Below are 19,689 nucleotides of genomic sequence, written 5' to 3'. Positions count from 1 at the left end.
TAAAATACTTGTTGTTTATTAGAGCATGGCGATTTCGCTGTGCTTTTTTTATTTTTATTGGTATAACTCTTGCATACAAATTGTATATTGTAAAAAAGAAATCCTATCAAATTGCAGATGGCGTTTAAAGTGTGTGTTAAATCTTTTTCGATTCGTGTTTTAAGTGTGTTACTATTCTTCTGTATGGGTGGAAAAGTAATTGCACAGGACTTTATTCGTGGAAAGGTCATTGATGCACAAACAGGCAAGGGTATTTCAAGGGTTTCAATTAACTGGCTTGATGGAGATAGCGGTGGTAGCAGCGATACCCTTGGGTTTTTTAAGATTCTGGATATCAAGAAATACAGACAGCTTGTCTTTGGAGCGGTGGGGTATGAGCGGCGTACGGTGGATGTTCGTCGTTTACAGGATTCAATGCTGACCGTGCACTTAATTGCCTCAAATAACACATTAGAGGAGGTCGTGGTCAATCGAAAAAACAAAAAAACCAAAGATCCTGCTATAGCACTGATTGAACAGGTTATTGCACATCGACCACAAAATCATTACACCCGCATACCTGAAATTCGTTTTGATGAGTATGAAAAGACGCAGTTTGGTTTTGTCAATCCTGAAGATAAAGCGAAGAAATTTCCGAAACCATTCCGATTCCTCTTTGAAAATATAGATTCTACCGCTTTTCGGGGGCAAACCATTGCACCCTTTTATTTGGAAGAAAACTATGCAAATGTCTATTCATCCCATAATCCAGATCGTAGTAAGAAGATTGTCATCAGCCACAACCAGACCGAATTAAATCCACGCTTTTTTAACAATGACAATTGGCAGACGCGGTTTCAAACGATACTCCGTGATGTTGATCTCTATGATAATACAATTCAGATCACAAACAAAGGAGTCTTGAGCCCAATTGCTGCAGGTGCTACAGCGTTTTATAGGTACAAAATTCAAGATACGGTCAAGATCGAAGGCAAGGATTATATTGAGCTCCATTTTGAAGGTAAATCGGCTATTGACCTGCTCTTCTACGGTGATCTTCTGATCTCAGATGATACAAGGTATGCTGTTCATAGCGCAACTTTGAATATCGGACGTTCTGCAAATATCAATTGGATCAATGACGTGCAAATAGATCTCAGCTATAGTGAATTTAAAAATGGTAGCATGCTCCCTGTTCGTGCAGATCTAAAAATGTTATTTGGTGGGAGCAAGTCAGATGTATTGTATGGACGCAGGGAAACCCAATACCTGGGATATCGCACAGATTCTATTTCGAATGAGAATTTTGCTGGTGTACCAGTTGAAAAGAGGTATCTCCTCCAGTCCGCACCGAAGGTACCCATTGTAGGGGTTAGACCAACTCCGTTAAGCCATGCTGAATTAGGAGCCTATCAAAAGGTTGATTCGGTACAGAATATGCGTTCTTTTAATCAGTTGGTCGCATTGGGTTATTTGTTAGCAAAGGGATATTATAATGCCGGGAAAGTTGAATTTGGTCCACTGGAATATCTTTATAGCCGCAATAATTACGAGGGGAATCGTGTGCGCCTGAGTGGTCGGACGACGCGTTTATTTTCGGAAAAAGCCTACATTGAAGGATACACAGCCTATGGCGATAAGGACAAAGAGCTAAAGTACTACCTGAGTACGGCATTTACTTTAAATGGAGAACGTATTGTTCAGTTTCCGGCAAATTATTTACGCTTTACAGTACAGCATGACGTCATGGAACCGGGGCGAGGTTTGGGTTTTTTAAAAGGGGATGGTTTCTTCCGTTCTTTTGGGAAAAACAGGCCTAATAAATGGCAATTTAATGATATCTATCGTATCGATCATCTGATCGAATTTGGGAACCATGTTAGCGTAGGAACGGCGTTTACGCATACCCGCAGACAACCGCGCGCTGACTTGTTTTATATTAATAGCCTACCTTTACCTGATACTGTCCGACAAGTCAATACAAATGACCTACAGCTGATTTTACGTTGGGCTCCGAATGAAGAATTTACTTATCATAATCTCGACAGAGGAACCGTAGAAAACAAATATCCCATTTTTACCCTGCAATATAATAAAGGACTGAAAGGATTTTGGGGCGCAGACTATAGTTATGATGCATTACGCTTTAGCATTTTCAAACGACTATTTTTATCCCCAGCGGGGCAGGCGGATTTTGAGTTTTCAGGAGGAAGAATTTGGGGGAAACATCTGCCTTATACCTTACTGGAACTCCCTGATGTCAATAGAGATAAGCAGGGACCGTTGGTGAATTTTGACTTGATGGCTACCTCGGAATTTGTTTCAGACCAGTTTTTGAAACTGACCTATTACCACAACTGGAATGGTTTCTTTTTCAATAGAATTCCGTTGTTCAGGCGGTTAAAATGGCGTGAAGTGACGGGATTTAAGGCTTTTTATGGAAAGTTAAGCGATGCCAACAACCCCTTTGTAACGCCCGAAAATATTCAGTTTGAAGCGGACAAAAATGGTATTATCCAAACAAAAGCAGTGCGTAACAAACCGTATGTAGAAGGGCTAGTGGGGGTGGATAATATCTTTAAATTGATTAGATTAGAGTATAAAAAGAGATTAAGCTATAGTGGTGGTGAAGGCATACCTTCTGATACCTTTACAGCATCCTTACATTTTAATTTTTAGCAATTATGGTCCAATATTCAAATTTAAATTATGTGATTAAAGATAGCATCGGCTATGTTATCATTAATCGCGAACCCCAGCTGAATGCGTTGAATCAGGAAACCCTTGACGAATTGCAAGATATCTTCATGCATTTCAATGCCGATGACCACGTAAGAGGTATTATCCTGACAGGCGCTGGGCTTAAAGCATTCGCTGCAGGGGCAGACATTAAGGAATTTATGGATTTATCTGTAATTCAAGCACGGTGGCTCAGTGAACGAGGACATATTATTTTTTCGGACCTTATTGAAGGTTCTCCTAAGCCAGTTATTGCTGCTATAAATGGGTATGCTTTAGGCGGAGGGCTGGAGATGGCTTTAGCCTGCCATATTCGTATAGCGTCTGACAATGCAAAAATGGGACTGCCGGAGGTTTCTTTGGGACTGATTCCGGGTTATGGTGGTACGCAGCGTTTACCCAAGTTGATCGGAAAAGGACAGGCTATGCAAATGATTTTAACGGGTGATATGATTGACGCGCAGCGAGCCTATGAATTAGGATTGGTCAATGAGGTGATCGCACAGGATAAACTAATTGCCCGTGCGGAGGAAATACTCCATAAGATATTTACGCGCTCTCGCGTTGCAGTGGCAAATGCTATTACTGCTATTAACGCTGCTGAAGATAAACAACAAAATGGGAATAAGGTGGAAATGGATGCTTTCGGACATCTGTTTGGAACAGAAGATTTCAAAGAAGGTGTTTCCGCATTTTTAGCGAAAAGGACACCCAATTTTGAATAATGCCGCTGTACTTCGTGAAACGCCATACGCCGTGTATTGTCAGGTTTGAGTATCGATGAAGAGGTAACATAAGACCAAGGAAGGAGGTTCGGGTTGAGCGCCAATCGTTTTGCGGCATTGGTTAAGATGGCTCATGAATCTGAATCCGAAAGCTTTAACCGACATTATTTTTGATATTTTTTGCGATATTCCTGTGGCGACATTTTCATCTCCCGTGTAAACGCTTTTGAAAAATGAAAGGGGTCATAAAAATGGAGTTTGAATGCGATTTCTTTAATCTTAAGTAGTGTAAATTGCAGATAGGAGCAAGCCCTTTGCATACGGAGTTGATTGTAATACACCATGGGTGGGTAAGATGTTTTCTGCTTGAACAAGTTAATAAGATGTGACTTGGAATAGTTGAAATGTGCTGAAATATCATCCAAGTTGATATTGTTTTCCAGATTGTCTTTCATAAATATGATGATGTCCTGTATGATATTATCTACTTGAATTCGGTTACCTTCTCTAAACTGAGCCTGATATTGAATGGACGCTAAAAAATATTGAAAGCAAAAACTCGTATACTCCAAATTTTCTGGACTATACCCCATTTCCAGGTTTTTGTAGATGCTCTCGAAGAGCTGGATGCGGTTGGCATGTTTGTTTGAATCCGCGTCATCTATATGAATCACTTCGCCCATGATATGTTGAAAAAGAACTGCATCTGTGCCGTCGAAATGAATCCAATAGATGCTCCAGGGGTCATTTGATTTTGCTCCATAGCAATGAGCGCTATCTCTCGGGATAATGTATAAATCGTTTCTTTTAAGGTTGTGCGTTGTTTCATCCTGTTTTATCCAACCGCTTCCATCTTCGCAATAAATCAGAATATATTCCTTACATCCTTCTTGACGATCACGGTAGTGTTTTTTAGCATTGGGATAATAGCCGATATGTGTGATGTGTAATTTTGATGTGATGTTGTTGCTTGTCAGGTAATTGCATACGGCATAGGGAAGGACAATCGCCTTTTCTCCTTTGAATCCTTCAGCGATGACATCTTGGTTTTGTTTCATAGATCGAGCTTATTTTTGGTTATTCGTATAAAAATAGTAATATTTTACATGTTTATCGTGTTCACTTACATGATTCTCCCCAAGTATTCCATTAATTTTACCTAAGTAAATCTAAATATGTAAACTCTTATGCAAAAGACTGCGACGACCTATCTGCTATTGATCACTTTTGTGGCCGCTATTGGTGGATTTCTATTTGGGTATGATTGGGTAGTTATTGGTGGTGCAAAGCCATTTTATGAGGCTTATTTTCATTTGGAATCCGATCCTGCCTTGCAGGGCTGGGCCATGTCTTCGGCGATTGTGGGAAGCTTCGTTGGTGTACTACTCTCGGGGGGATTGGCCGATCGCTATGGCAGAAAACCGCTGATTTATACTGCTGCAATTTTATTTATAATGTCTGCAGTGGGAACCGGTATGGCGTCCGAACTGGACACTTTTATTATCTATCGGATTTTGGGCGGGATAGGTATTGGTGTAGCCTCTAATTTGGCACCGATGTATATTGCTGAGATCGCCCCCGCAGAAAGTCGAGGGAAATTTGTATCGATCAATCAGTTGACCATTGTACTGGGCATCCTTGCAGCACAAGTGGTCAATTGGCTCATTGCAAAGCCGGTTTTAGCCGGAGAATCTATGCTAGAAACCTGGAATGCGCAAGAGGGGTGGAGATGGATGTTTTGGGCAGGAGCGATCCCGGCAGTCATTTTTTTATTGCTACTTTTCCTGATTCCTGAAAGTCCGCGCTGGTTATATACAAAAGGGAAGCACGAACAGGCAAAACGTGTGTTTTTACGCATGGGTGGAGAGGAGTATGCAGCAGAAAATATACGTTCTATTGCCGAGGCGGCTGAACTAAGTCAGGCTAAATCCCGAAAGAGAAATTTATTTCAGGGGAAGCTGCTACGGTTGTTGTTGCTAGGAAGCTTTATTGCGGTTTTTCAGCAATGGTGTGGGATTAATGTTATTTTTAATTATGCCCAGGAAATCTTTACAGCTGCTGGATATACGGTTTCGGGGATGCTTTTCAATATTATTATCACTGGCGTGATCAATGTCATTTTTACATTCATTGGCATGTACCTGGTTGATCGAATTGGTCGTCGCGCATTGATGCTTTTCGGATCAGCAGGCCTTTTTGTGATTTATATTGCCTTAGGAGCATGTTATTATTTCAATTGCAGCGGCATTTTTGTGCTTCTCCTTGTACTGGCCGGAATTGCGGTGTATGCGATGACCTTGGCTCCTGTAACTTGGGTAATTATCGCCGAAATATTCCCTACCGCTGTAAGGGCGCAGGCCATGGCGATTGCAACATCGTTATTATGGATTGCATGTTTTGTGCTCACCTATACGTTTCCTCTACTGAATCAAAACCTGGGTGCAGCTGGTACATTCTGGCTGTATGGTGGAGTCTGTTTTATCGGTTGTCTGTTTCTATGGAGCCGATTGCAAGAGACCAAAGGAAAAAGCTTAGAAGAAATTGAACAAGAACTGGAAGGATAATTGGCGCCCGGATAATCAACTGAATCAACTCGACCTATATAAACCTATTAGCGTATTAAGAAAATGACAGAATTGACTCGTTACCTCATAAAATCAACAGTGGACCAAAAAGGGATCGTAAAAGCATGGGAGGAGCAGGTTGCTATTCCAACATACGAGATTGGAACAATGGAGAAAAATCCCATATTTGCTGAAAAACGCGTATATCAAGGTAGCTCAGGGGTAGTATATCCTTATCCGATCATAGAGAAAATTAGCGATCAGAAGCGAAATAAGATCTATCAAGCGCTATTTCTTGAAAATGAATATATCAAGGTGATGATTCTTCCAGCCCTAGGTGGGCGGGTTCATATGGCTTATGATAAAGTCCGAGAACGGCATTTTGTTTATTATAATGAAGTGATCAAGCCGGCTTTGGTAGGGCTTACTGGCCCTTGGATTTCGGGAGGGATTGAATTTAATTGGCCACAGCATCATCGGCCGACTACTTTTATGCCAACAGAGCATTTAATCGAACAGAACAGCGATGGAAGCATTACGGTTTGGTGCAACGAAATCGAACGTATGTTTCGGATGAAGGCCATACAGGGGTTTACATTGCATCCGGACAAAGCATATCTAGAAATCAAGGTTCAGGTGTATAATCGGACAGCATTGCCACAAACCTTTTTGTGGTGGGCCAATCCGGCTGTTGTTGTGAATGATGACTATTTTTCCGTCTTCCCTCCTGATGTCAATGCCGTTTTTGATCATGGAAAGCGAGAGGTTTCCTCTTTTCCGATTGCTACGGGGACCTACTACAAGTACGACTACTCAGTTGGTGTTGATATAGCACAATACAAGAATATTCCTGTTCCGACCTCCTATATGGCCATTCAATCGAAATACAATTTCGTTGGCGGCTATGAGGCCGGTGCGACCAATGCGGGGATGTTGCATGTGGCCGATCATCACATTTCACCCGGGAAAAAACAGTGGACCTGGGGAAATGGTGATTTTGGTGTCGCCTGGGATAGAAATTTGACCGATGAAAATGGACCGTACATTGAATTGATGGCCGGTGTATATACCGATAATCAGCCTGATTTTGCTTGGTTACAACCCTATGAAGTGAAATCCTGGTCTCAGTATTTTATGCCTTACGCAGAAGTCGGACAGGTGAAAAATGCAACAAAAGATGTGGTGCTCAATATGGAGGTTAGGGAGCAGACCGCTCGCATTGTCTTATATACAACGGGGACGTATGAAGGTATACGTATTTTGTTACGCAATACGGCAGGTAAAATCTATTTGGACGAACAAACGGACTGTTCTCCTCGGAATATTTATACCCAAAGTGTTGCTGGATTGGACAGTGATCCAACCGAACTCCTATTGACTGTGTACGATAAAAATAATAATGAAATATTGGTCTACCAGCAAGAGGAGGCAAAGGATGCTAAAGACATCCCCAAACCAGCACAGGCAGCATTGCTACCCGAAGATATTCGTTCTATCGAAGAATTGTTTTTGATGGGACAGCATTTGGAACAGTACCGACATGCAACTTATAATCCATTGGATTATTATAAGGAAGCGCTGCGACGTGAACCGAACGATATCCGATGTAATAATGCAATGGGTGTTTTCTTGTTGCGAAGCGGTAAGATAAAGGAGTCTATTCCTTATTTTGAGACCGCTATCGCACGCGCTACGGAGCGTAATCCCAATCCTTATGATGGAGAACCTTATTACAACCTAGGTGTAGCTCTGCAACTATCTGGGGATTTGAATGGAGCTTATTCAGCTTTCTACAAAGCAACATGGAATGCAGCCTGGAAGGACTCTGGCTATTTTGGTTTGGCACAAATTGATGCAAAGAGAGGCGATTGGAAAGCTGCTTTGGAAAAAATAGATCACTCATTGAGCCGAAACTGGTATCACCACAAAGGACGACAGCTGAAGGCCTCTATTTTAAGAAAACTTGGGGTAAAAGATGCCGCTTTAGCATTTATTCAGGAATCAATGGAATTGGATCCCTTTAATATGGGCTGTCGATTCGAATGGTACCTGTTAAATAAAGAAGAATCCATTTTTTCTCCTATTCTCGATTTAGCGCGTGTAAATATTCATAGTGTGATTGAGTACGCATTGGATTTTGCGCATGCCGGTCTGTATGAAGAAGCATCGTTACTGCTGGAAAAAACCATTGAAGACGTAAGCTTAGTATACCCTATGGTATATTATACACTAGGTTATTTTGCGACCCAGTTAGGCTTGCGCGACAGGGCAAAGAGTTACTGTGATCAGGCCATGACTATGGATCCTACCTATTGTTTTCCAAATCGTTTGGAAGAGATTGCAATTCTCCGACATGCCATCGGTTTAAATAGTGCTGACGCAAAAGCCTCGTATTATTTGGGCAATCTTTGGTATGGAAAAAGACAGCATCAGGATGCGGCAGACTGTTGGCAGCATGCGATCCAATTGGATGGAGAGTTTCCTACCGTTTTTCGCAATCTGGCTTTAGCTTATTATAATCGGATAGGTAAGAAGAAGGAAGCCGTGACTTTATTGGAGCGGGCATTTTCATTGGATGAAACTGATGCACGTTTACTCATGGAGCTTCATCAGCTCTACAAGAAGGAGGGCCGTCCTTACAAAGAGAGGTTGGCGTTACTCGATCGATATCCGGATTTGGTGACGCTTAGAGATGATCTATTCTTGGAGCGGATCACCCTGTTTAATCTGTTGGGCGAATACGAGTGCGCGAAAACATTGCTTGCTTCCCGGCAGTTTAAGCCCTGGGAAGGAGGAGAAGGTAAGGTCTCTCGTCAGTACACGATATCTCAGCTGGAATTGGCCAAAAAATCGATACTGCAGAGTGAACTGCAGCAGGCGCTTTCCTTGCTAGAGGCAATTGATTATTATCCACATAATCTTGGTGAAGGTAAGCTGATTACCATGGAGGAAAACGACATTCACTATTATAAAGGGCTTGTCTATCGTTTATTGGGTCGGGAAGAAGAAGCTAAGGTTTATTTCTATAAAGCAACAGAAGGTGCTGATGAACCCCAGCAAGCCCTTTTCTATAATGATCCACAACCAGATAAGATATTCTATCAAGGTTTAGCCTGGCATGAGCTTGGTGATCCAGGGCGAGCTGAGCAACGTTTTCAATGTTTAATAGATCATGGAAAGTTATTTATTGACAAGCCCTTTAAAATAGATTATTTTGCAGTTTCCTTACCTGATATGGATATTTGGGAGGAAAATCTGGATGATAAGAATAAAATACATTGTCTGTATGTCATGGGATTGGGGTATTTGGGGAATGGGGATCGTGCTCTGGCAATGGATTATTTTGCACAAGTTCGGCAGTTGGATCCCAATCACCAGGGGAGCCAGGCTATCATGCATTCTTTCTTAGGTGAAACTTCTTTAAAGAATTAATTTCGTATGTATCGCTATATCATAGTATTCGTCATTCTATTTCAAAGTTACATGGTCTCGGCAGATGGACTAAATCGGCTTGACCTTGCAGGTGAGTGGAAAGTTCGGCTTGATCCCGAAGATGTCGGTATCGATCAGGGCTGGGCTGGTAAATCGTTCGAAACATCGATCAAATTACCAGGAACAACAGATGATGCGGGTTTAGGAACCTTAAATACGTTGACACCTGCTCTTGCCAAACCTCAGCTTTCGCATTTAACGCGAGAACATCGTTATGTGGGGGCAGCATGGTATACACGGGAACTTTCAATTCCAGTAGGTTGGGCTGGTAAGGAGATGATCTTAACCCTCGAGCGTGTTCTTTGGGAGTCCATGGTTTGGATCGACGGGGTAGCAGTGGTCCAAAAGCAACGTAGCCTTGTCAGTCCGCATGAGTTTGACCTAAGCTCACTTCTGAAAACTGGGAAGAAACATCGGTTGACAATCCGCGTAGATAACAGAAAGAAGCTTCCAATCAGCGTTGATGATATGGCGCATGCTTATACCGATCACACCCAAATTATCTGGAATGGTATTCTTGGAAAGATTGCTATTCAGGCCTATGATGCGGTGCGTCTGAAGTCGGTGTACGCTAGCCCTAAACTAGCGAAGAAGGAAATCAATCTGCAGATCAATCTCCGTAATAAACTAGCAAAAGGCATTGTCGGTAAACTGAAAATAGCGGTAAAAGACAATAGGGGTTCCCTACCACCGGTTGAAAAAACTATTCAGCTCTCGCCAGGGGATTCAACGATCAACCTAAGCTACCTTCTTGGGGATAGACTGAAACTTTGGAGCGAATTTTCGCCGCATTTGTATGACATCGGTCTGGAATTGGAAGCTGCAGATGCCGTATCAACGTTGTGTACCTCAATAGGTATGCGTGAGCTTTCTACTGATGGGACAATCCTAAAAGTCAATGGTGAGCCTTTATTTTTGAGAGGAACATTGGAATGCAGTATTTTCCCGTTAACGGGACATCCGCCAATGGATAAGGCCGGTTGGCGGAAAGTCTTTCTGACAGCGCGCGAATGGGGGCTAAATCATCTCCGGTTTCATTCATGGTGTCCTCCGGAGGCGGCCTTTGCTGTTGCCGACGAATTGGGATTCTATCTTCAAATTGAGTTGCCAATCTGGGAGAATAATATTGGTAAAGATGAAGGAGTGATGAGTTTTCTCTATGAAGAGGCCGATCGAATAATGCAGACTTACGGAAATCATCCGTCCTTTTGTTTTTGGAGTATGGGTAATGAGTTGAGTGGTGATTTCAATGCGCTGAATACTTTGGTAAAACACCTAAAGCAGAAAGACAGACGGCATCTTTATACGGCAACTTCTTTTACATTCCAGCAAGGGCATGGTGTGAAGGAAGAACCTTATGATGATTATCTGATTACCCAGTGGACAGCTAAGGGCTGGGTACGGGGACAAGGTGTATTTAATAGCGAAGCACCCACATTCAATAAAAATTACAGCAATTCTTTGGAAGGAATTTCGATTCCGGTCGTGACGCATGAAATTGGACAATATGCTGTCTATCCAAATCTCGCCGAAATCAAAAAATATAAAGGTGTTTTAAAACCGCTAAACTTCATTTCTGTAGCAGAAGATCTGAAACAAAAGGGATTATTACATAAGGCCAAAGCATATACGATGTCTTCAGGAAAATTGGCGGCTATTCTATATAAGGAGGAGATGGAAAGAGCGTTGAAGACACCTGGTATCAGCGGGTATCAGCTCCTTGATCTTCATGATTTCCCAGGTCAGGGAACGGCGCTGGTAGGCTTATTAGATGCTTTTTGGGACAGTAAAGATATACTTCCTGCGGCAGAATTTCGACAATTTAGCGCTCCTGTCGTGCCTTTGCTCCAGTTTGCGAAAGCTGTATATACCAACAATGAAACGTTCGAAGCTTCTATCGATGTGAGTAATTATGGTCAGGAGGTTTTGAAGAATCAGGGGATTAGCTGGTTCCTGAAGGATGGGGGGAAAATAATCGAACAAGGACATTTCCAGTCGACCATTGGAAAGGGACATCAAGGGCATGTGGGGCATTTAGAAGTGCCATTACAAGCAATTGGACAGGCGAAGAAATTGACGATTCAACTTAAACTGGAAGGTACATCCTATGAAAATCATTGGAATATTTGGGTATACCCTCAACAGCTCGCTGTTGATTTTGGGGACGTGAGTTATACGCGCGATCTGGCGGAAGCGATGCGCTTGCTGAAAGATGGGAAAAAGGTGCTTTTAAATCCCGATTGGAAGAAAATAAACGGTATTGAAGGGAAGTTCGTTCCTGTTTTTTGGAGCCCCGTACATTTTCCAAAACAGGCCGGTACCATGGGATTGCTTTGTGACCCTAAACACCCTGTATTTGCCGATTTCCCAACAGATAATCACACAGACTGGCAATGGTGGGATCTCCAAATTAAATCGACTACGCTAATTACGGATGAGATCAAAGGCGGAAATGCAATTGTAGAGCTCATTGACAACTTTGCTAATAATAGGAGATTAGCATCTCTTTTTGAAGGGACAGTCGGAGCGGGCAAACTGATGATTGCTTCGTTTGATCTGGAGGCAGATCTAGCCAACAGACCCGTTGCAAGACAGCTGTTGGGCTCTATCTTAACGTATATGAACAGTACAAAGTTTAGGCCTAAAGTGATCGAAAATCCAGCTATACTATCGCAGGTATTACGCTACAAAGAAGCACAGGAAAAATCCGAACCTAAAGCGATCTATTAACGATAAGATCGCTTTGGAAAAATTTAATATGCTTGATTAATATGTAGAAATAATTGTTAACTTGACCTTGTAATCTAATTGTTACCTGAAAAGCACAATGACCAATAAACTGAAGATTGGGAGCTTTAGTTATGAGAAAAGAAAATGATGAAGCCAATTTGATCCAAGCGCTCTCTATAGGGAAGCAGGCTGTTTTACCAAAACTTTACGAACGATATGCAGACCGCATTTTCGATGTATCTTTTCACTTGCTGAAAGATACAGGTTGGAGCGAGGATGTTGTGCAGGAAGTTTTCGTGAAACTGTGGACCAATAGAGAAACTATAAAACAGGATGTGGATCTCTGGCCGTTCCTCTATGTATTGACTAAAAGAGAGTGTCTCAATAAACTAAGAAGCATCAAACGTTCTCATTCGGCCTTTGAGCTTCTATATTACCATATTGAACATCATTCGGATAGGGCCGATGGTTTAATAGAACGAAAGGAACTTGCCGATGAAATAGAAAATTACCTTGCTCAACTTCCTGAACAACAAAAACTTGTTTTTACATTAAGTCGAATTGAAGGAATACCCCACAATCAAATCGCAGCGGAACTCAATCTTTCTAAGAACACAGTAAAAAACCATCTTGCGAGAGCATCGAAACATTTAAAACAAGTCCGTTCTGGACGAAATCGGCTATTATCCTTATTTTTCTATTTTTTTTGAAAAGGATTTCATGGATTGATGGAATCCTCCTAACTGCTTATCGATATGCTAAACAGTTGGACTGAAGTTCCATTGGAAATTTTATACCTATAACAATTTCATAAGGATCTAAAAAAAATAAAAAAAATATCTCTTCCTGTAGTCCTTTTCTGTTTTTGCGGTGTACTGAAATAAATACTTAGAAAGTACGAACCAATTTGACCATGCAAGAAGAAAGACTACGCTATTTGCTAACCCATTATTTTAGGAATACAATCTCTCGTTCGGAATTGAAAGAGATGCTCGATCAATTAGATCAGCTGGAAGAAGCTGAGTTCTCCGATCTTTTTGAACGTATGGGCGAAAGAGTTCCTGAACGCTCGGAGCTATTTAACAGGGATCAGGTTTTAAATCAGATCTCAAGTCGAATAGGCGGACATCATAAAGAGATAGGAGATGAAAGAAAATCAAAGCTGCGCTACATCAAATGGGGGGGGATTGCTGCCGCAATTGTTGTCTTTTGTTTTTCAATTCTGTTTCTGGTCCAACAAAGCGCGAAGGAAGGAACTTCTCAACAAGCCGTCTCACCAAGGGAAATCGCCTTGCCAGAAAACGGTGCGCCTATACTTAAACTTTCCAATGGTGACCAATATTCAATTTCAGAAGATCATCCTGAAACCTTGGATAAAAACGGTCTGAGCATCATTAAAGCAACAGATGGTACAGTAGTATATCAAGTTAAAAATAATGTCGAGGGCAAATCTGAGATGAGAACTTTCCTGAGTCCAAAAGGTAGCGCATTGACCGTGAAGTTGGTTGATGGCACACAAGTTCAACTAAACTCGGGCGCGAGCTTGACCTATCCAACACATTTTGATGAACATAACCGAACGGTATCCTTGGATGGTGAAGCTTATTTTGATGTCACTCATGACAGTAGAAAACCATTTATTGTTCAGACGAAACAAACCCAGGTCAAAGTGTTGGGAACACAATTCAATATTGCCTCTGATCTCAGCAAAACTAAAATCCTGACCACTTTAATCAAAGGTAAGGTTGCTGTAAGTGCGGGGCATAATCAGCAGATTTTAAGCCCTGGAATGCAAGCACAAACCAATCTGCATACGAAACAAATTTCCGTACAGGAAGCCGACCTAAAAGAGGTTCTCGCTTGGCGGGATGGCTTCTTCCGCTTTACAGAAGATAATATTGAGACTGTCTTGCAAAAAGTGGGCGAATGGTATGATATCAAAGAAGTGAAGGTGAATTCATCGTCCACCGATAAATTTACGGGGATGATAAAGCGGACCAAAAAGCTCTCGGATTTACTCCGGCAGCTGGAAAAAATATCCAATTATAAATTTAAAATTCAGGATGGGAGGGTCCTTGTTATGTAACAATGAGACTTTGAGCTAAAAGTAATCGGAAGTGCTCGCAACACTCCCGATCGTAGTTTAGCAATTAAATAAACCTAATTGAGTTATAAACCATTTAACACCAAACCTATACAAATGTATAAAAGGAATAGCAAAAGTTGCTTTTTTACACAAAAATTCTTTGTAAAAGCATTTATCAGGATGAAAGTATGCATACTAATCCTCATCATCTCCATGGTGCATGTTCATGCATCTAGCTTTGGTCAACAAGTGACATTGGATATAAAAAATGGACGTTTGGTGGACGTCCTGGATGAGATTCAAAAACAAACGGGGTACGAGTTTTTGTACAATAACAGTTTGATTAATAAACAGAAAAGAGTGACCATTAAAGCAAATCACAAAAACTTTAAAGAGGTCCTGCAAGAGTTTCTGTCGGAAAGAAACCTGACTTACGAATTGAATCTGAACACGGTATTGATTATGGCCAAAGTGGGTTCTCCGCAAGTTGCTTCCAGCACCGCGGTGTTCTTGCAGCGGCGTAGAATAACAGGGGTTGTGTCTGATACGAAGGGAGCGCCATTGGAAAGTGTCACGGTTTCGGTTAAGGGGACAACTATTGGAACGAAGACCGATGCGCAGGGGCAATTTGCCTTGGAAATTGAAGATCAGCATAAGGTGCTGCAGTTTTCGCTCGTAGGATTTCAGTCGTTTGAGCGGAATATTAGTGCGTCAAATCAGCTGAAGATCACTTTGGAGCCTGCGGTAAGCGATCTGGAGGAAGCTGTAGTTGTTGCTTATGGAAAGCAACGTAAAATTAGCGTAGTGGGTGCAATTAGTAGCGTTTCTCCACAACAATTAAAAACTCCCGTTGCTAAGATCAGCAGCGCATTGGCGGGACAGATGGCGGGCGTTGTTACGGTTCAAGGTTCGGGAGAGCCCGGCTCTGCAACGTCATTTTGGATACGTGGGGTGAGCAGTTTTGCGGGGGGGACCGGTCCACTGGTATTGGTGGACGGGATCGAACGTCCCATGGACCTCGTAGACCCCGAGGATGTCGAGTCATTCTCTGTCTTGAAAGATGCAACTGCCACAGCCGTGTATGGCGTAAGGGGAGCAAATGGTATTGTGATCATTACAACAAAAAGGGGAAAGAAAAGTGTTAAACCGAGTATCAATGCACGTGTTGAGCGCGGTATGTTGGAACCTGTTGTCCTACCGAAATTGGCAAATGCTGCTCAATGGTTAGATTATTATAACGATATCAATTTTGAAGCTTCTGGAAAAGCCCCATTGACACAAGAAGAGATAAATAAATATGTGAATAAAGTAGATCCAGATGTCTATCCAAATGTGGATTGGATGCAAGAGATCTTTAAAAAGAGAACATCAAATGAACGTTTGAATGTAAATGTGACTGGAGGAGGAGATTTTATTAAATATTACGTTTCGGGTTCTTATATGAAAGAGAATGGGATCTTTCAGCCTCGAAAAACATCGAATTATGATCCATCTGTGAATTTCGACCGGATTAATTTTAGATCGAATGTTGATATTAGACTGTCTCGATCGACTGAAGTAAACCTAAACCTCTCCAATCAATACGAAACAAAAAACCGATTAGGTGTAAATTTGGGCGATATGTATGATATTGTGCTCCACACCACACCAGTGGCAACACCTACCCAGTTTTCAAATGGCGCCTATGCACAGCCACAAGGAGGACAAAATCCCTATTATTCGCTCAATACTACTGGATTCTCGAAGGATTTCTGGAATAATGCGCAGTCGTTGATTGGTATCACTCAAGATTTTTCGGAGTTGATAACTCCCGGTTTAAAAGCGAATGTTAAATTTTCCTGGGATGCAAAGAACTCTTCGACATTAGACAAAAGAAAGGCACCAACCACCTATTATGTTGACAAAACAAAACCGCGGGACAGCGAAGGGAATCTTATTTTAAAAGATAACGGTAATGGCAGCGATTATCTTGCTTTAGCCGACTATCATTCGGGAGAGCGTGCGACTAATTTTGAAAGTTCCCTGATGTATGACCAGTTGTTTGGAAACAAGCATCGCGTCGGAGGACTATTTTTATTCTCCATGCGCGAGCGGACAAATAACTTTCCAGAACGGGATTATATCGCAGCATTCCCCTATCGTAATACGGGGATTGCTTCACGTTTGACCTATTCCTACCAGGACCGCTATTTTATCGAAGGTAACTTTGGCTACAATGGATCTGAGAACTTTGCGCCAAAGAAACGTTTTGGTTTCTTTCCTTCCCTGGCTATGGGCTATGTTATTAGTAATGAAGCGTTCTTTAAGTCGCTATTGCCTGTCGTTAACTTTCTGAAAATTCGGGGATCAATTGGTCGGATTGGTAGCGATAAAATCGGTGGTTCACGTCGATTTGCTTACAATTCAGAAATGAAGCTCGATGGTGGCTATTCTTTCGGCATTGGTGGCAAAAATTATCTTCAGGGTATAGCAACCGGTTATCCGGGGAATCCACTGGTTGCCTGGGAAAGTGCATTAAAGCGTAATATCGGGGTTGAGTTAAGCCTTTTCAACAAATTGACCATACAGGCCGATTATTTTGCGGAGAAACGTGATGGAATTTACATTCTTCAGGAAAGTGTGCCTTCCATCGTGGGAATTAATGTAAAACCCTATGTTAATATTGGACAGATGCAAAATAAAGGGGCCGAAGGATCCTTGGAATTTAATCATCGCCAGGGGGAAGTCGGCATACAGGTCCGGGGTAATCTAACTTACAATCGAAATAAAAAATTATTTGATGACAAGCCAATTCCAAGATGGGCATATCAGTCTGAAATAGGACAACGTTGGGGACAGCAGCGCGGATTAATTGCTTTGGGGCTATTTGAGTCAGAAGAGGAAATCGCGCATAGCCCGATTCAACGCTATGGCGATGTGATACGTCCCGGTGATGTAAAATATCGGGACATCAATGGAGACGGCGAAATTACAGAAGAAGATAAAGTAGCGATAGGTGATACAGATATGCCGCAATGGAATTATGGATTTGGCGCCAGTGTATCTTGGAAAGGATTTGATCTATCGGCTTTTTTCCATGGCGTTGGACAAATATCCCGGATTATAGCGGGAGGACCTCTATATGGTCAAACTGGCAACATCTGGGGCTATGGACAGATCTATTCGGATGTCGCTGATCACCGCTGGAGTGCAGACAACCCTAATCCAAATGCAACTTATCCACGGCTCTCATTTAATATTGCCAATAACTCTCAGGCTTCCACTTTATGGCAACGCGATATGAGCTTTATCCGTTTGAAGAATCTAGAATTGGGCTATACGTTGCCAAAGCAGCTCACGGAAAAATGGAAAATGTCAATCGTGCGTATTTATGCACAAGGCGTAAATGTGTTCACATTCAGTAAGTTCAAGTTGTGGGATCCTGAACTGGAAACAGTGTCAGGAAGCAGCTATCCTCAAATGCGTGTATTTAATGTTGGTTTAAGTGTAACACTTTAATCTGAAAGATAATAATGAAAAAGTATATATACTCGATTTCCTGCCTATTACTGGTATTTTCCCTCGGGGCATGTAGCAAATATCTCGACGTGGATCTAGAAAATCAAATGACTTTAGAAGAGGTTTTTAATAAACGGAAAACCACGGAACAATATCTGGCTCAGGTGTATGGCTATTTGCCTATAGAACATGATATGTTCAATGGTGAAGGCGGAAATGTTCCGCTGAGTGATGAAGCCTTATTTTCATGGGTAGCCTGGGTTCCATGGCTTAACTTTGCGAATGGGGCATGGGGCGTGACAACCCAGGATTATACAACTTGGGAACAGAATTATAAAGGGATTAATCAGGCAACCATTTTCATTGAAAATATTGATAGAAATGTGGAATTGAGTGCTGCTACTAAAGATATTATGAAAGCCGAAGCCCGTTTCTTAAGAGCCTATTTTTATTATCTGCTTTTAAAAAGATATGGACCTGTATTTGTATGGGGCGATCGTGCTCCCGATAGTAAAATTGATCCAACAACAGTAGATCGTATGTCTTTGCAGACAAATGTGGATTTCATAGTTTCTGAATTTGATAAAGCAAGTGCCGTATTGCCACAGGAAATAACTGATCAAGCCTGGTATGGTCGATTGACAAAAGGGGCTGTGATGGCCGCAAAATCTGAATTACTGCTGTATATGGCTAGGCCGCTATTTAACGGAGCGAAACTTTATATAGGAATAAGGAATAAAAGCGGTGAATTCTTATTTCCACAAACCGCAGATCCCAATAAATGGGAGCTTGCGGCCAAATCTGCCAAAGCGTTGATTGACCTGAATGTGTATGCACTTTACCAAGATAACAAAGAGACGAACTCTTTTCGACGTGCAATTAAATCCTACATGGGTATTTATTTTGATAAGTGGAATTCGGAAATTATTTGGGGAAGATGGTCTGATGACGGCTTCAATTATAACGTCCGTACGGCTCCACCGCGAGTTGTGACGATGGGCTGGGGCGGTTATGCACCTTCGCTAAAACTGGTCGACAGCTATCCGATGGCAAGTTCAGGACGCTACCCGATTACAGGTTACAGTAGCAATGGACAGCCTATAATTGATGAAAAATCAGGATACCAAGAAACGGGATTTACAGATAACTATGTACATCCGTTAGACAATTTTGCCTCCTTTAAGGCGCACAACAGTTGTGTCGGAAGGGATGCACGTTTCTACGCATCCATTTTGGCAAATGGAATGTATTGGACCAATCCAAAACCTCAACCCAGACAGGTGACATTCTTTGACGGCGGAACATCTTCGTATACGAAAACAGGCGACTGCGTAAAGTCAGGTTACTTGTGGCGGAGAATGAGTGATCCAACAAATGATATCGAAGCAGGTAACTGGGGGCAGTTTGCATGGCCATATTATCGTCTGGCTGAGATCTATCTAAACTACGCGGAGGCTTGCAATGAAAAACCTGCTCGTGATGAAGTGGAGGCGTTAAAATATATCAACCTGGTACGTAAACGGAGCGGCTTGAACGACTTGGAAGTTGCTTATCCAGAGGTTCGGGGAAATAAAGAACTCCTGCGGGTATTGCTGCGAAAAGAAAGAATGGTCGAATTGGCATTTGAAGGCCATCGTTACCCCGATCTGAGAACCTGGATGATTGCAGAGGAAGAAATGAATGAGCCCTATTATACCCGTAATGTTGCCGCAACTTCTTATGAATCCTCTTGGGAACGGACCAAAGATGTTTTTCCTGGAAAGCGAAGTTTTCAGGCCAAACATTATTTCTTCCCGATACAGCAAAAGCAACTGAGCGAGATGATCAACATTACACAGAACTATGGATGGTAGTACTTATTAAATAATACTGAAAA

Annotated in this window: 10 protein-coding genes; 9 read left to right on the top strand and 1 reads right to left on the bottom strand. The window is 42.0% G+C overall.

Annotated features, from left to right (window positions below; all coding sequences use genetic code 11):
* The first annotated feature begins 183 nt into the window (after positions 1-183).
* On the top strand, positions 184-2,658 hold the full coding sequence (locus BGP15_RS08585) for a DUF5686 family protein (RefSeq protein WP_286769233.1): 2,475 nt from the start codon (positions 184-186) through the stop codon (positions 2,656-2,658).
* A 5-nt stretch (positions 2,659-2,663) separates the two neighbouring features.
* On the top strand, positions 2,664-3,443 hold the full coding sequence (locus tag BGP15_RS08580) for an enoyl-CoA hydratase/isomerase family protein (protein ID WP_286769232.1): 780 nt from the start codon (positions 2,664-2,666) through the stop codon (positions 3,441-3,443).
* A 164-nt stretch (positions 3,444-3,607) separates the two neighbouring features.
* On the opposite strand, the gene BGP15_RS08575 is transcribed toward BGP15_RS08580, so the two are convergent.
* Positions 3,608-4,501, bottom strand: a complete 894-nt coding sequence (locus BGP15_RS08575; RefSeq protein ID WP_286769231.1) for an AraC family transcriptional regulator — start codon at positions 4,499-4,501, stop codon at positions 3,608-3,610.
* A gap of 129 nt (positions 4,502-4,630) precedes the next feature.
* Here BGP15_RS08575 and BGP15_RS08570 point away from each other — a divergent pair, with 129 nt between their 5' ends.
* From BGP15_RS08570 to BGP15_RS08540, 7 genes are all read left to right on the top strand, one after another.
* Positions 4,631-6,007, top strand: coding sequence for a sugar porter family MFS transporter (locus BGP15_RS08570; protein WP_286769230.1), 1,377 nt, complete (start codon positions 4,631-4,633; stop codon positions 6,005-6,007).
* Positions 6,008-6,070: 63 nt separating this feature from the next.
* Complete coding sequence (locus BGP15_RS08565; protein ID WP_286769229.1) at positions 6,071-9,439, top strand: tetratricopeptide repeat protein; 3,369 nt, start codon at positions 6,071-6,073, stop codon at positions 9,437-9,439.
* Between the two features lie 6 nt (positions 9,440-9,445).
* Positions 9,446-12,229 (top strand): DUF8487 domain-containing protein, encoded by a 2,784-nt coding sequence (locus tag BGP15_RS08560; protein ID WP_286769228.1) that lies wholly within the window; start codon positions 9,446-9,448, stop codon positions 12,227-12,229.
* A 131-nt stretch (positions 12,230-12,360) separates the two neighbouring features.
* Positions 12,361-12,939 carry an RNA polymerase sigma factor gene (locus BGP15_RS08555; RefSeq protein ID WP_112375096.1) on the top strand — a complete coding sequence of 193 codons (579 nt, stop codon included), beginning with the start codon at positions 12,361-12,363 and terminating at the stop codon, positions 12,937-12,939.
* A gap of 203 nt (positions 12,940-13,142) precedes the next feature.
* On the top strand, positions 13,143-14,315 hold the full coding sequence (locus BGP15_RS08550) for a FecR family protein (protein WP_286752813.1): 1,173 nt from the start codon (positions 13,143-13,145) through the stop codon (positions 14,313-14,315).
* A gap of 180 nt (positions 14,316-14,495) precedes the next feature.
* A complete protein-coding gene (locus BGP15_RS08545; RefSeq protein ID WP_286769227.1) occupies positions 14,496-17,813 on the top strand; it encodes a TonB-dependent receptor in 3,318 nt (1,105 codons plus the stop codon).
* 14 nt (positions 17,814-17,827) lie between these two features.
* Positions 17,828-19,666 carry a RagB/SusD family nutrient uptake outer membrane protein gene (locus tag BGP15_RS08540; protein ID WP_115046354.1) on the top strand — a complete coding sequence of 613 codons (1,839 nt, stop codon included), beginning with the start codon at positions 17,828-17,830 and terminating at the stop codon, positions 19,664-19,666.
* The last annotated feature ends 23 nt before the right edge of the window (positions 19,667-19,689 follow it).

Origin of the sequence: Sphingobacterium sp. 40-24 (assembly GCF_001899705.1) — a bacterium.
Lineage (GTDB): Bacteria > Bacteroidota > Bacteroidia > Sphingobacteriales > Sphingobacteriaceae > Sphingobacterium > Sphingobacterium multivorum.
The sequence above is the reverse complement of the archived record's forward strand: the minus strand, read 5'-3'. Positions and strand labels throughout refer to the sequence as shown.